This window comes from Kineococcus lubricus (assembly GCF_050871965.1).
GTDB lineage: Bacteria > Actinomycetota > Actinomycetes > Actinomycetales > Kineococcaceae > Kineococcus.
In genome coordinates, this window is record NZ_JBJLSK010000006.1 from 124,063 (window position 1) to 138,346 (window position 14,284).

The 14,284-nt window shown below is 75.8% G+C and carries 10 protein-coding genes; 4 read left to right on the forward strand and 6 right to left on the reverse strand.

The features are described from left to right. Positions 1–120: 120 nt before the first annotated feature. The 4 genes from ACRYRX_RS06345 to ACRYRX_RS06360 all read left to right on the forward strand — a co-directional run bounded on the left by ACRYRX_RS06345 (position 121) and on the right by ACRYRX_RS06360 (position 6,080). Positions 121–1,197 (forward strand): 3-oxoacyl-ACP synthase III, encoded by a 1,077-nt coding sequence (locus ACRYRX_RS06345; protein WP_432510983.1) that lies wholly within the window; start codon positions 121–123, stop codon positions 1,195–1,197. After that, the gene (locus ACRYRX_RS06350) at positions 1,194–3,869 is read left to right on the forward strand and encodes an alpha/beta fold hydrolase (RefSeq protein ID WP_432510984.1); all 2,676 of its coding nucleotides are present in this window, start codon (positions 1,194–1,196) and stop codon (positions 3,867–3,869) included. The genes ACRYRX_RS06345 and ACRYRX_RS06350 overlap by 4 nt, the downstream gene beginning before the upstream one ends. Further along, positions 3,866–4,843 (forward strand): NAD-dependent epimerase/dehydratase family protein, encoded by a 978-nt coding sequence (locus ACRYRX_RS06355; RefSeq protein ID WP_432510985.1) that lies wholly within the window; start codon positions 3,866–3,868, stop codon positions 4,841–4,843. Before ACRYRX_RS06350 ends, ACRYRX_RS06355 begins: the two co-directional genes overlap by 4 nt. Positions 4,844–4,931: 88 nt before the next feature. Next, positions 4,932–6,080: an App1 family protein gene (locus ACRYRX_RS06360; protein ID WP_432511051.1), complete on the forward strand. Its 1,149-nt coding sequence runs from the start codon at positions 4,932–4,934 to the stop codon at positions 6,078–6,080. A gap of 356 nt (positions 6,081–6,436) precedes the next feature. On the opposite strand, the gene ACRYRX_RS06365 is transcribed toward ACRYRX_RS06360, so the two are convergent. The 6 genes from ACRYRX_RS06365 to flhA form a co-directional block, all read right to left on the reverse strand. Then, positions 6,437–8,092, reverse strand: coding sequence for a diguanylate cyclase domain-containing protein (locus ACRYRX_RS06365; RefSeq protein ID WP_432510986.1), 1,656 nt, complete (start codon positions 8,090–8,092; stop codon positions 6,437–6,439). 114 nt (positions 8,093–8,206) lie between these two features. Continuing rightward, entirely contained in the window at positions 8,207–8,446 is a 240-nt protein-coding gene (gene csrA, locus ACRYRX_RS06370; protein WP_432510987.1) for a carbon storage regulator CsrA, read from the reverse strand. 141 nt (positions 8,447–8,587) lie between these two features. Beyond that, positions 8,588–8,830 (reverse strand): hypothetical protein, encoded by a 243-nt coding sequence (locus ACRYRX_RS06375; RefSeq protein ID WP_432510989.1) that lies wholly within the window; start codon positions 8,828–8,830, stop codon positions 8,588–8,590. After that, on the reverse strand, positions 8,827–9,558 hold the full coding sequence (locus tag ACRYRX_RS06380; protein ID WP_432510990.1) for a PilZ domain-containing protein: 732 nt from the start codon (positions 9,556–9,558) through the stop codon (positions 8,827–8,829). The genes ACRYRX_RS06375 and ACRYRX_RS06380 overlap by 4 nt, the downstream gene beginning before the upstream one ends. A 62-nt stretch (positions 9,559–9,620) precedes the next feature. Beyond that, the gene (locus ACRYRX_RS06385; RefSeq protein WP_432510992.1) at positions 9,621–12,230 is read right to left on the reverse strand and encodes a hypothetical protein; all 2,610 of its coding nucleotides are present in this window, start codon (positions 12,228–12,230) and stop codon (positions 9,621–9,623) included. Further along, a complete protein-coding gene (gene flhA, locus ACRYRX_RS06390; protein ID WP_432510993.1) occupies positions 12,208–14,262 on the reverse strand; it encodes a flagellar biosynthesis protein FlhA in 2,055 nt (684 codons plus the stop codon). The genes ACRYRX_RS06385 and flhA overlap by 23 nt, the downstream gene beginning before the upstream one ends. Positions 14,263–14,284: the final 22 nt, after the last annotated feature.

The following is a 14,284-nucleotide window of genomic DNA, read 5'->3' on the forward strand; positions in this document are numbered from 1 at the left end:
CGAACGGTGGCGGTTAACCTGAGTTCCCGCCGCGCGGGTGGCCCTGCCGCTCGCTGGTGGACGGTGGATCCGGCACGGTGAGCCACCGCCGCGCGGCCGACGACCAGATCGGGGAAGCCCTTGTTCGACCCTTCCAGCTCCGAGACCGCCTCCGCGCACCGCGTGGGTTCGCCGTTCCAGGGGAACTCGACGTTCGCGCCCGCGAACGCGGCGTTGCTGTCGATCTCGCACGTCGAGGCGCCGGTGGTGGTGCCGTCGTCGCACTTCGACGAGGTGCTGGCGCCCACGCTGGAGCGGCTGCGGTTGCGGCCGGGGCTGCTGCAGAAGGTCGCCGGTGTCCAGGAGCGCCGCTGGTGGGCGCCGGGTCAGCAGGCCTCGGACGTGGCCGCCGAGTGCGGGGCGAAGGCGCTGTCGGAGGCCGGGGTGGACGCCTCGGAGGTCGGGATGGTCATCTCGACGACGGTGACGCGCCCGCACCTGGAGCCGGCGGTCGCCACGAGCGTGCACCACGGGATGGACCTGCCGACGTCGGCGCTGAACTTCGACATCGCCAACGCGTGCCTGGCGTGGGTGAACGGCGTGCAGGTGGCCTCGGCGATGATCGACGCGGGCATGATCCGGTACGCGGTGGTGCTGGGCGCCGAGGACGTGCGCTCGATGCACGAGGGCACGGTGTCCCGGTTGCTGCGCGAGGGCATCACGCGCAAGGACTTCCTGAACGAGTTCGCGACGATGACGCTGGGCTGCGGGGCCGCGGCGGCGGTCATCGGGCGCGCCGACGAGCACCCCGAGGGCCACCGCATCGTCGGTGGGGTCTCGCGGGCGGGCACCGCGCACCACGAGCTGTGCATCGGGGACATGAACCACATGCGGACCGACGCGAAGCTGATGCTGACCGAGGGCATCGAGATCGTCGTGGACGCCTTCGAGGCCGGGGACGCGCTGTGGGGGTGGCGGGACGCGAAGAAGTTCGTCATCCACCAGATCTCGAAGGTGCACACCGAGACGCTGGTGGAGCGGATCGGGGTGGACCCGGCGAAGGTGCCGATGACGTTCCCGACGTGGGGGAACGTGGGCCCGATCTCGTTGCCGATGACGCTGGCGGCGTCGGCTCCGGAGTTCTCCGCCGGTGACAAGGTCATCGCGATGGGTGTGGGGTCGGGTCTGAACACGGCGATGCTCGAGATCGCCTGGTGAGCACGCTCGAACTGCCCGCGGTGACCCCACCGGCGGGCCTGCCGGGCTGGGACGCCCGCTGGTCGCGGCTGGTGCAGGCGCCGGACCACTCCGGGGCGACGCGGACCTGGCACGTGCTGGACACCGCGCCGGACGCGGCCGAGGGCGACGTGGTGGGGACGTTGCTGTGCGTGCACGGCAACCCGACGTGGTCGTACCTGTGGCGGGGGCTGGCCTCGGCGGCCTCGGCGGTGCACCTGGGCTGGCGCGTGGTGGCGGTGGACCAGCTGGAGATGGGGTTCTCCCAGCGCACCGGCACGACGCGGCGGCTGGCGGACCGCATCGAGGACCTGGCCGGTCTGGTCGGGGCGCTGGAGCTGACCGGCCCGGTGGTGGCGGTCGGTCACGACTGGGGCGGCATCGTGGCCTCGGGCTGGGCGGCGGCGGAGCTGGGGCGGCGCGGGGGCCGGCACGGCGGCCGGTCGCGGGTCGAGGTGGCGGGCCTGGTGGTGGCGAACACCGCGGCGAGCTGGCCGGCCGACGCGGGCGCCCCGGGGGTGCTGAAGGCGGTCCTGGCGCCGGGGGTCCGGTCGCTGGCGACGCGGACGTCGCAGGCGTTCCTGCGCACGACGCTGGCGCTGCCGCGCCCGGCGCTGAGCCCGGAGGTGCTGGCCGCCTACCGCAGCCCCTACGGCAGCGCCGCCGAGCGCGACGGGATCGACGCGTTCGTGGCGGACGTGCCCGTGGGACCGGACCACCCGAGCCGGGCGGCGCTGGACGACGTGAGCGCGGGCGTGGCGCGGCTGGCCGCGGCGCGGGTGCCGACGCTGGTGGCGTGGGGTCCGCGGGACCCGGTGTTCACGCAGTGGTTCCTGCGGGACTGGCGCGAGCGCGTCCCGCACGCCGACGTGCACCGGTTCGCCTCCGCCTCGCACCTGACCCCGGAGGACCCGGCGTTCGCGTCGGTCGTGCTGCGCTGGCTGGACCAGCGGGTCCTGAACCCCGGCGCCGACGCGGGGGCCACCGGGGCCGCGGACGCACCGGCGGTGCCGACGGCGCGGCTGTGGGCGGCGCTGGAGGAACGTTCGGGCGACGCGTCGGTCGCGCACACCCCCGCGGTGGTGGAGATGCGCGCCGACGGCACCTCGCGGGCGGTGTCGTGGGAGCTGCTGGGGCGGCGCACGCGGGAACTGGCCGCGGGCTTCGTCGCCCACGGGGTGCGGCCGGGACAGCGGGTGTCGCTGCTGGTGCCGCCGGGGGCGGACCTGACGGCGTCGCTGTACGCACTGCTGCGCATCGGCGCGGTCGCGGTCGTGGCCGACGCCGGGCTGGGCGTGCGGGGCCTGTCGCGGGCGGTGACCGGCGCCGGGGTGGACTGGGTCGTGGGCGTGCCGAAGGCGCTGCTGGCCGCGCGGGCGCTGCGCTGGCCCGGCCAGCGGATCGCGGTGGCCGACCTGCCGCAGGTCGCGCGGGCCGGCGCGCACCGGCTGGCGGCCGGGTTCGCGCTGCCGGCCGAGCCGGCGGCCGAGGCGCAGGCCGCGGTGCTGTTCACCTCCGGGTCCACCGGCCCGGCCAAGGGCGTCGTCTACACCCACGGGCAGCTGTCGCAGCTGGCGCGGGCCATGGGCGCGGTCATCCGGATCGGCCCGGGGCAGCCGCTGGTGTCGGCGTTCGCGCCGTTCGCGCTGTTCGGGCCCGCCCTGGGCGCCACCTGCGTCGTCCCGGCCATGGACGTGACCCGGCCGGCGACGCTGACGGCGGCCGCGCTGGCCGACGCCGTCGCCGCCGCGGGCGCCACCTCGGCGTTCCTGTCCCCCGCCGCCGTCGTCAACGTCCTGGCCACCGCCGGTGCGCTCGACGAGGCGCAGCGGCAGGCGCTGGGGCGGGTCTCGACGTTGCTGTCGGCCGGTGCGCCGGTCCCGACGGCGCTGCTGCAGCGGGTGCGCGAGCTGATGCCGCTGGCGGACCCGCGCACCCCCTACGGGGCGACGGAGGTGCTGCCGGCGACCGACGTGGGCCTGTCGGACATCCTCGAGGCCGGTGCGGGCGAGGGGATCTGCGTGGGCCGCCCGATCGAGGGCGTCACCGTGGCGGTCGCCCCGCTGGACGCCGACGGCGCCGCCGGGACCGACCTGGTCACCACCCCCGGCGTCGTGGGCGAGGTCGTCGTGGGCGGCGAGCACGTCAAGGACCACTACGACCAGCTGTGGGCCACCCAGGCCGCCAGCGTCGACGTCCGGCCCTCGGCGACCCTGCTGGGGGCGGTGCGGCCCGGGCGCTGGCACCGCACCGGCGACGTGGGTCACCTGGACGAGCGGGGCCGGGTGTGGATCGAGGGCCGGCTGGCGCACGTCGTGGTCACCGCCGACGAGGTCGTGACCCCGGTGGGCGTCGAGCAGCGCGCCGAGCAGGTGCCCGGCATCGTGCGGGCCGCGCTCGTGGGGATCGGGCCGCGGGCCGCGCGCCAGCTCGTCGTGGTCGCCGAGGCCGCCCGGCCGGTGCGGCGGACCACCGTGGCCGACCCCGCGCTGTCGCAGGCGGTGCGCGGGGCCACCGGCCGCAACCTGGCCGCGGTGCTGCTGGTGCCGGCGCTGCCCACCGACGTGCGGCACAACTCCAAGATCGACCGGGCCCGCGTCAGCGCGTGGGCCGAACAGGTCCTGGCCGGCGAGCGGGCGGGGAGGCTGGCGTGAAGGTCCTGGTGACCGGGGCGAGCGGGATGCTCGGCCGGGAGACGGCCCGGGCGTTCGCCGCCCGCGGGGACTCGGTGCGGGTGCTGCAGCGCCGCCCGGCGGGCCTGGAGGGCTTCGAGGAGGTCCTGGGGTCGGTGACCGATCCCGACGCGTGCGCGCGGGCGGTGGCCGGGGTCCAGGCCGTCGTGCACCTGGCGGCGAAGGTGTCGGTGACCGGCCCGCACCCGGAGTACGTCGCCACGAACGTCGACGGCACCGCGAACCTGCTCGCCGCGGCCCGCGCGGCCGGGGTGGGCCGGTTCGTCATGGTGTCCTCCCCCTCGGTGGCGCACGCCGGGTCGGCGCTGGTGGGCGTGGGCACCACCCCGGCCGACCCGGCCGCCGCGCACGGGTCGTACGCGCGGACGAAGGCGCAGGCTGAGCTGCTGGCGCTGGCCGCCGACGCTCCCGGCTTCGCCGTCGTCGCGGTGCGCCCGCACATCGTGCTGGGTCCCGGGGACACCCAGCTGGTGCAGCGCATCGCCGAGCGCGCCGCGGCGGGCCGGTTGCCGCTGCTGGACGACGGCACCGCGCTCATCGACACCACCTACGTCGACAACGCCGTGGACGCGCTCGTCGCGGCCCTGGACCGCGCCGAGGACGACGGCGTGCACGGGGAGGCGTTCGTCGTCACCAACGGTGAACCGCGCACGGTGGCGGAGGTGTTCGGCCGGATCTGCGCCGCCGCCGGGGCCCCGGCGCCCACGCGGCGGGTGCCGTCGTCGGTGGCCAAGGCCGCCGGGAGCCTGGTGGAGCGGGTGTGGACGCGGTTCGCGCTGCCCGACGAGCCGCCCATGACGCGGTTCCTGGCCGAGCAGCTGTCCACCGCGCACTGGTTCGACACCACCCGCACGCGGGAACGGCTGCGCTGGGAGCCGCGGGTGCCGCTGGACGAGGGGTTCGACCGTCTCGCCGCGGGGTTCGACCCCCGTTAGGGTCGGTCGGGTGATCAACGGGCCGGCCCTGACCGCCTCCCAGCGCCGGGCGCGCCGCGTGCAGGAGGCGCGGCGCGACCTGGAGGACCTGCGCGGGGACCTGACCCCGCGCCCCGGTGAGCACGGCCTGCACCGGGCCGCGCGCATCGAGGACGCCGTCAAGGGCCTCGCGGGTGCGCGGCTGCGCCGTCGCGGTTACCACGCGCGGGCCGTGGCCTACCCCGGCTACGGCGGTCCGGGGTGGGTGCGGGTGTTCGGGCGGGTGCTGCTGGGCCGGGAGGACACCCGCGACGAGGCCGAGCGCGAGGTCGTCCGCAAGGTCCGCGGGTGGCGCAATTTCCTCACCGTCCCGGTCGCCGACGCCGCGGTGACCGTCCGCATCGGCGGGCACGAGCGGGTCGTGCGCACCAACCGCGAGGGCTACCTGGACGAGCGGGTCGAGATCGACCTGCCGCCCGGTGAGCACGAGGTCGTCCTGACCGTGGGCCCGCAGTCGTCGGCCCCGGACGCGCTGCCGCCGGACGTGGAGCTCGTCGAGGACGACACCGAGGGCGGGGCGGAGACGCTGCCGCCGTCGGCGTTGCCGCACAGCGGGAGCGCGCGCGTCGTGGTGGTCGGGCCCGAGCCGGTCACCGGGCTGCTGTCGGACATCGACGACACCGTGGTGGTGACCCGCCTGCCGCGCCCGCTGGTCGCGGCGTGGAACTCCTTCGTGCTGGACGAGCGGGCCCGGGTGCCGGTCAACGGGATGGCCGAGCTGTACCGGCAGGTCGTCGCGGAGAACCCGGGTGCGCCCGTGGTGTACCTGTCGACCGGGGCGTGGAACGTCGCGCCCACCCTGGCGCGGTTCCTGGACCGCTCGGGGTACCCGCCCGGCCCGCTGCTGCTGACCGACTGGGGACCGACGAACACCGGCTGGTTCCGCGACGGCAGCGCCCACAAGCGCGAGAGCCTGGCCCGGCTGGCGCGGGAGCTGCCGCAGGTCACGTGGCTGCTGGTCGGCGACGACGGCCAGCACGACCCGACGCTGTACGCCGAGTTCCTCTCCGCGGCCCCCGAGCGGGTCGCCGGGGTGGGGATCCGGCGGCTGACCCCGGCCGAGCAGCTGCTGGCCGGTGGCCGGCCGCTGGCCTCCGACGCCATGCCCGAGGACTCCCCCGTGCCGTGGGTCACCGGCGACAACGGCTACGAGATCCTGCACCACTGGTACCGCGCGGGCGTCCTGCGCAGCCCCTGACCTGCGGGAGGACCTGCGGAAGACCCCCGGAACGACGCAGGCCGGCCCCCGTCGGGGGCCGGCCTGCGTGGTGCGGCGTGGATCAGAGCTGGGTGCGGCGCGGGTTCGCGACGGTGGTCAGCTCGACCTCGCGCACGTCGACGACGATGCTCTCGGTGGTGTTCTCGTCCATGTCGGACCTCCTGTGGGTTCGGACGGTGCCTGTACTTCGAACCGCAGACGACGCTGTCCTCACCGATCGGTGGCGGGTCGCGTTCAGGTTAACGACACCCGCTCGTGACCGAATCCCCCACGCCCCCCGCGGAGCGAGTGACCTTGGTCACGTCCGAGCGGGTCCTCCGCACGGGCGGCGGGGCTCAGGCCACCCGCCAGCACGCCCGCCCGGCGGCCTTGGACCGGTACATGGCGCGGTCGGCCTCGCGCATCAGCTCCTCGGCGCTCAGCGGCCCCGCGGTGCGGGCCGCCCCGACGCTGGCGGTGACGGTGACCGTCCGCTGCCCCAGGTCGACGGGGATGGTGATGCGCTCGCAGACCCGGTCGGCGATGGCGGCCAGCGCCTGGGCGTCGGCGACGTCCTCGCACACCAGGACGAACTCGTCGCCGCCGATGCGGGCGGCCATGTCCCCGGCTCGCAGCAGGCCGCGCAGCCGGTCGGCGACGTCGCGCAGCAGGTCGTCGCCGGCGGCGTGCCCGAGGCTGTCGTTGACGTCCTTGAAGTGGTCGAGGTCGACGAACAGGACGGCGCAGCCCCCGCCGCGGCGCTGGGTGCGGGCCAGCGCGGTCCGCAGCCGCTCCTCGACCTTGGCCCGGTTGGGCAGCCCGGTCAGCGGGTCGTGCAGGGCGGCGTGCTCGAGCTGCTCGGCTTCGCGCTTGCGGGCGGTGATGTCCTCCACGAAGGCCAGGAAGGCCGGTTCACCGGTGCTGGAGGACGTCAGCGACAGCGTGACCTGGGCCCACGCCACGCCCCCGCCGGGCAGCTCGTAGCGCTGCTCGCGGTGGACGACCTCGGCGGTCCCGGCCAGCAGCGCGGCCTGCTGGTCGGCCACCGGGGCCGGCTCGTCGTGCTCGGCGGCACCGGCCGGGTCCGGGTGGGCGCCGGGCTCGAGCAGCTCGGCGGCCGGGGCGCCGACGAGCTCGGCGGCGTCGCGGCCCAGGAAGGTGCACAGGGCCTCGTTGACCTCGCTGACCCACCCCTCCAGGCTGAACAGCACCATCCCGACGGGGCCGCGGGCGAAGATCTCGTGGAAGCGGCGCTCGGACCCGGCCAGCGCGTCCATGGTGGTGATGGTCTCGGTGAGGTCCTGGGCGATGCCGACGACCTGCTCGGCCCGGCCCTGCGCGTCGCGGTCGCTGACGGTGGAGCGGGTGTGGACCCAGCGTTCGCTCCCGCCGGCCACGACGCGGTAGGTGCACTCGACGATCTCACCGGGGGCGGCCTCGCGCAGGGACCGCACCGCGCGCTCGACCCCGGGCAGGTCGTCGGGGTGGACGACGTCCGGCCCGGCTCCGTCCTGCGCCGGGGGCAGGCCCAGCAGGGAGGCGCCGCCGGTGTTGGTCCACTCCACGCGCCCGCGGCCGAGGTGGATGCGGTAGATGGTGTCCGGGGAGGCGTCGACGACGGCTCCCAGCTGCGCCAGGCGGGTGCGCAGCGCCGCGACCTCGGCGGCGTCGGCGCGCTCGGCGCCGACGTCGCGCAGGTGCAGCAGGGCCCCGCCGCCGGGGACGGCGCCGGCCTGCACGCGCAGGGTCGAGGGGCTGCCGTCGGCCCGCACGACCGCGACCTCCAGGTCGAGGTCACCGGTGAGCTCCCCGGCGGCCAGGGAGCGCAGCAGGTCGGTGCCGAGCACGTCGGCGGCTCCGTGACCGAGGAGGTGGGCCAGGCCCGGGCCGGCGTGGACGAGGACGCCGTGCGCGTCCAGCAGGGCCACCGCCGCGCGCTCGGGACGGTCGGGGCCGGTGCGCGGTGCCCGGTGGGCCGCACCGGACGGTCGCGCGGACGGCAGTGCCGTCATGGTCCACCTCCACCGTCGCCCCGGGCTCGGGGACGTGCGCCCGCGGCACGTCCCACCGGTGGTCTCGGCCGGGTCGGGGCCGACCTTGAGGGGTGGAGCGGGCCCGGCGGAGCGCTACTGGGCGCCGGCGCGCCGGACGATGCCCTGCAGGGCGGAGATGGCCTCCTCGGAGGCGCCGGCGGCGGCGATGTTCGCCTCGCGGACCGCCTCGTACACCTCCTGGCGGTGGACCTGCACGTCGCGCGGGGCGTCGATGCCGACCCGGACCACGTCTCCCCGCACTTCCAGGACGCGCACCACGACCTCGTCGCCGATGACGACGGATTCCCCGGCCTTGCGGGTCAGGACCAGCATGCGACCAGTGTAGGTGACGAACCGTGTTCGGCCATGTTCTTCCCGTCACCGATCGGGGCGTGTGGCGGAGCCGGTCGTGGTGCCCGGACGCGCCTGCGCCCGCCCCCGCAGGACGGGGACGGGCGCGGGCGCGGGAAGGGGTCAGCGGTCGTCGCGGCGACGCCCCAGGGGCTCCTCGTCCTCGGCCCCCTCGGCGACGGCCTGCTCGGCCTGCGCCTGGTAGCCGCGCACGATCGAGCGCACGACCTGCGCGGCGACGGAGGTGACGACCAGCGACAGGACCAGGTGCAGCAGGGCCGTGTCGACCTCGCCGGTACCGCGGAGCACGCCCAGGACGGCCGGGGCGGCCAGCAGCAGGCTGACGGCCAGCACGATCGCGGTCATCGGTCTCCTCCACGGCGGTGCTTGATCTGGGTCTGCATGACGTAGCGGCGCAGCCGGTCGGCGGCGGCCACCGGTTCGGCGAACGCGAGGACCACCTCGAGCCGGTCGGGGTCCAGGGAGTCCAGGGACCGGACGACCTGCCCCACCTGGTCCACCGGGTCGCCCTCGAGGTCGAAGGAGATCCGCGCCAGCCGGCCCAGCCGCAGCCAGGTGCCGGCCGGGACCGAGGCCGCGGCCCCGCCCTCGGACAGGTCGACCAGGTGCGCACCCACGACGGGCTCGCCGTCCTCCTCGGCCGGGTCGGGCTCGGCCCGCAGGGGGTCGCCGGCGACCGGGGAGATCCGTGCGGTCCCGGTGGCCGGGACCCGCGCGAAGCGGCGGCGCTGCTCGACGACGACGTCGCCGCTGGGGGCCAGGTCCCACGCGGGGACCCGGTGGCGGACGACCTCGGCCAGCAGGAACTCCTGGCGGCTCTGCCCGCGCTGCCCGGCCCAGCAGACCGAGACGGCCAGGCCGGGGGCCACGACGTGCAGGTCACCGCGGAAGCTGGGAGCGGCCACCACGAGGCTGCTCTCGGTGCTGTCCTCCACGCGGGTGGGGATGCGGATGGTCTCCCCGCCGAGGGAGTCGGGCAGGTGCACCTCGACCCACACGCGGTCGTTCAGTCCGGGCCAGTGCCCGGGAGCGGAGCGCGCCAGCTGCGCTCCCGAGGCGGCACGTCGGGCCATGGAGGTCGGTCTCCGGGATCGGGGCGGGAGGGCGGGGCTGCCGGGACGCGTGAGCGTCGAGGTCAGCGCAGGCCCTGGTCGCCGGCGGCGTCCAGGAGCAGACCGGCCCACGCCCCCGAGGTGGCGGGGCGGCCGTCGAGGAACCCGACGGGGACGTCGAGGGACAGCACGTCCAGCGGGTCCGGGCTCTCGGCGGCGCGGTGCACGGCCAGGCGGCGGGCGGGCAGGCCCACCCCGTCCAGGGCGCGCAGGAGGCTGGCCACGGCGTGGCTGCGGCGGGTGGCGTCGACGCAGACGACGACGGAGGCGGCGCCGATCTCGGCGGCCATCCGGGCGGCGCGCTCGGCGTCGGCCCCGGTCGGGCGGGCCGGGATCGCCACGGTGAGCGGTGCGCTCCAGCGGCGGGCCTGGTCCTGGCGGGCGGGCAGCTCGTCGGCGGTCACGGTGTTCTGGACGTCGGCGCGGCCCAGGACGAGCGGGGCCTCGGAGCCGACCTCGTCGGCGACCAGGAGGGCTGCCGCGACCACGGCGTCGGCCTCGCCGATGACGACGACGAGCTCGCCGGCGCCGACGCGCAGCGGGGCGGGGACGTCGATGTCGCGGGCCAGGCGCAGCACGTCACCGGTGTCCTGCGGCTCGCGGTACGCCATGCGGGACGACCCCGGACGCTCGCTGTAAGTGGTCACCGGTTCACGGTAAGTCAGATCCATGGTCATCGCCTCGTTCTCGTCCCCGTTGCGGTTCACTGCTCGGTCACTGGCGCGCTCGTCCAGGCGCGCGGGGGCCTGGTAGCTGCGGGCGGGGCGCTCGTCCTGGCGCTCGTAGCCCTGCTCGAACGGCTGGTCGTACGGCTGCTCGAAGGACTGCTCGAGCTGGTCGTAGTCGTGCGCCCACTCACCCCGGCGGTCAGCGGGGCGCTCGGCCGGGCGCTCGGCGCGCTCGACCTCGAAGCGGTCGCCGAACTGGTCGCCGAACTGGTCGGCGAACTGCTCCTCCACCGCGGCGGGACGGCGCAGCTCCGGACGCCGGGCCGGGCCGCGGCCCTCCCGGGCGGTCGCGCCGTTGGCTGCACCGAACTGATCGGACACGCGTTCCTCCGGAGTGCGAGCGGGTCGGGCGTCGGGGTGTCCCGGACGGGGACGAACGGAACGCACCGGCGTCGTCACGGAGCGTACATTAGCCGTCACGGGGGCCGCAGAAGTGCGCGTGGTCCCCGAGCGCATCGCGGCCAGGGTCCGGGCGAAGGTGTCGCTCTCGGTGGAGATCGGGCGGTGCGGGCGCGGCGAGGGGGCGGCGGCCGCCTCGCGGGGCAGCTCACGACGGGCCGGCTCACGACGGGCCGGCTCGCGGCGCGGCGCCTCGCGGCGGACCGGCTCGGCCTCCGGGCGCACGCCCTGGCCGGCGGCGAACATCGCCCCGAGGCGGTCGGTGCCGTCGGCGGCGTCGGCCGCGGCCAGGACCTCGCCCAGGGACCGCGCCGGCGCGGCGGCACCGCGCTGGGCCTGCCCGACGCGCTCGGCCTGGCGGCGGCGCACGTCCGCGCGCGCCTGCTGGCGGCGCTCCTCCTGGGCGCGGGCGGCGTCGCGACGGGCCCGCTCCTCGCGCTCGGCGTGCTGGCGCTCCATCTGCTGCTGCATCCGCTCCTCTTCCAGGGCTCGTTCGGCGGCGGCTCGTTCGGCGGTCTCGCGCTCGGCGCGGACCCGCTCGGCCTCGGCGCGCTCGATCTCGGCGCGCTCGGCGGCCGCACGCTCGGCGGCGACACGCTCGGCCTGCACCCGCTGGGCCTCGGCGCGCTCGGCCTCGGCCCGCTCGGCCTGCGCCTGCTCGAACGCGGCGCGCTCGGCGGCGACACGCTCGGCAGCGGCACGCTCGGCGGCGGCACGCTCGGCGGCGGCACGTTCGGCCGCCACCCGCTCGGCCTCGGCGGCCTCGGCGGCCTCGGCCCGTTCCAGCTCGACGCGGGCCTGCTCCAGCAGGGCGGCCTCGAACGCCTCGGCCGCGCCGTCCTCCACCTGGGGGACGGTCCCGGTCTCGACGGTCGACGCAGCGTGCTGGTCGTCACCCGTTTGCGCGATCACGACGGGGTTCTCGGCATCGACGCCCGAGACCTTGAGCGCCCCCTGCAGCGAGTCCTCGAAGGACGCCGGGGCGGTCTCGCCCGCGGCCTCGCCCTGCTGGGCGCGCAGCATCTCCAGCAGACCGGCGCGGGCGGACTCGAAGTCCTCCCCCGCGGCCTGCGCCCCGGCCCCGCCGGTGGTCGCGCCGGTGGTCGCGCCGGTGGTCGCGCCGGTGGTCGCGCCGGCGACCTCACCGGCGTCCTCCGCCCCGGCCTGGGCCTCGGCCTGCGCCGCGGACGTCTCGGCCGCGTCGGCGGCGGCCAGCAGCGCCTCGAAGTCGAGGGCCTCGCGCTCCTCCACCCCGGCCTCGGCGGGGGCCTCCGGACGCGTGCCGGTCTCGGGGGCGGTGGACGGGGCGGGTGCGGTCAACGAGTCTCCTCCGGCGCCGTCCATCTCGACGGTCACCTCGTAGCGTTCCTTGCTGAAGAAGCCGGCGACGCCTCCGGAGCGGATGCGCTCGGCGCGGACGACGCGGGCCGCGGGGCCGTGCTGCTGACGGACCTCGTCGAGGAGTTCCTGCAGGTCAGTGCCTTCAAGAAGCAAGTGCATGGACACCGCTCACCGATCCAACCGTCTCGATCCGGGGGTGGTTGCTCACGTCGTCGTAGGACAGGACGTGCAGGCGGCCCACGGCCACCTTCAGCAGGCGGCGCAGCGGGGCGCGCAGGGGGGGCGCGCACACGAGGACCGCGCTGATGCCCTGCCCTTCGGCACGATCCAGGCAGGAACTTGAGCCGGTCACCAGGTGCTCGGCGGTCAGGGCGTCCAGCGCGAGGCTGGCGCCGTGCTCGCCGGGGCGCAGGGACTCGGCCAGCTGCTGCTCCAGCAGCGGGTCCAGGGTGATGACGTGCAGCGTCCCGTCCTGCTCGTGGACGGCCGCCACGGCCGGCCCCAGGGACCGGCGGGAGGCCTCCACGAGGCCGTCGAGGTCGCTGCCGGCCTTGGCGCGCAGCGAGAGCGCCTCGAAGATGCGGGCCAGGTCGCGGATCGGGACGGCCTCGTCGAGCAGCGCCTGCAGCACCCGCTGGACCTCGCCGAGGGTGAGGACCGCGGGGGTGAGCTCGTCGACGACGGCCGGGTGGGTGCGCTTGAGAGCCTCCACGAGGGAGCGGACGTCCTCGCGGGACAGCAGGCGCGGGGCGTGGGTGCGCACCAGCTCACCGAGGTGGGTGATGAGGACGCTGGCGCGGTCGACCACGGTGGCGCCGGTGAGCTGGGCCTGGTGGCGCAGCTCGGCGGGGATCCACTTGCCGGCCAGGCCGAACACGGGCTCCACGGTGGAGCGGCCGGGCAGGCCGTCGAGGTTGTCGCCCAGGGCCAAGACCTGCCCGGGCGGGGCCATGCCGCGGGCGACCTCGACGCCGGAGATGCGCACCGCGTAGGTCGACATCGGCAGGTCCAGGGAGTCGCGGGTGCGGACCGGCGGCACGACCAGGCCCAGCTCCAGGGCGATCTTGCGGCGCAGCGCGCGGACCCGCTCGAGCAGGTCGCCGCCGCCGGAGGTGTCGACCAGGTCGACCAGGTCGGGGGCCAGGACCACCTCGAGGGGGTCGACCCGCATCTCCTCGAGCAGGTTCTCGGCCGCCTCGGTGGGGTTGACCGGCGCGGGGGCCAGCTCGGCCAGGGCCGCGTCGCGGGCGACCTTCTTGTCCCGCGCGGCGATGCGGGTGGAGGCGTAGATGGACGCGGCGCCGATCACCAGGAACGGCAGCTTGGGCATGCTCGGGATGAGGGCCAGGACCACGAGCGCGGCCCCGGCGATCTGGAAGGCGACCTTCTGCGAGGACAGCTGCTTGATGGCCTCCGAGCCCATGTCCCCGTTGGAGGTGGAGCGGGTGACGATGAGGCCGGTCGCCACCGACAGCATCAGGGCCGGGACCTGGGTGACCAGGCCGTCGCCGATGCTCAGCAGGGCGTACTTGTTGATCGACTCCGCCGGGCCCAGACCGTGCTGGACCATCCCGATGGCGAACCCGCCGATGAGGTTGATCAGCATGATGATGATGCCGGCGATGGCGTCACCCTTGACGAACTTCGAGCCACCGTCCATGGCGCCGTAGAAGTCGGCCTCGGCGCTGACGTCGGCGCGGCGCTGGCGGGCGGTGGCCTCGTCGATCAGACCCGCGTTCAGGTCCGCGTCGATGGCCATCTGCTTGCCGGGCATGGCGTCCAGGGTGAAGCGGGCACCGACCTCGGCGACGCGCTCGGCACCCTTGGTGATGACGACGAACTGGATGACGACCAGGATCAGGAAGACCACCAGGCCGATGACCAGCGAGCCGGAGATCACGAAGTGCCCGAAGGCCTCGATGACCTTGCCGGCGAAGCCGTCACCGAGCACCAGTCGCGTCGAGGCCACGTTCAGGCCCAGGCGGAACAGGGTGAGCACGAGGATCAGCGACGGGAAGACCGAGAAGTCCAGCACCCGCTTGACGAACATCGTCATCAGCAGCGCGATCAGCGAGAGCGTGATGTTGAGGGCGATGAGGAAGTCCAGCAGCGCCGCCGGCAGGGGCACGACGAGCAGCAGGACGATGCCGACGACCCCCGCGGGGATCACCAGCTGCGAGAGGTTCGGAAGTCTCACTGCACCGCCTGTCGATCTCGGG

Coding starts and splice junctions, on each gene's coding strand:
- ACRYRX_RS06365 (WP_432510986.1), bottom strand. CDS start 8,092: ATGACGGCACTGCCGTCCGCGCGACCGTCCGGTGCGGCCCACCGGGCA.
- csrA (WP_432510987.1), bottom strand. CDS start 8,446: ATGCTGGTCCTGACCCGCAAGGCCGGGGAATCCGTCGTCATCGGCGAC.
- ACRYRX_RS06375 (WP_432510989.1), bottom strand. CDS start 8,830: ATGACCGCGATCGTGCTGGCCGTCAGCCTGCTGCTGGCCGCCCCGGCC.
- ACRYRX_RS06380 (WP_432510990.1), bottom strand. CDS start 9,558: ATGGCCCGACGTGCCGCCTCGGGAGCGCAGCTGGCGCGCTCCGCTCCC.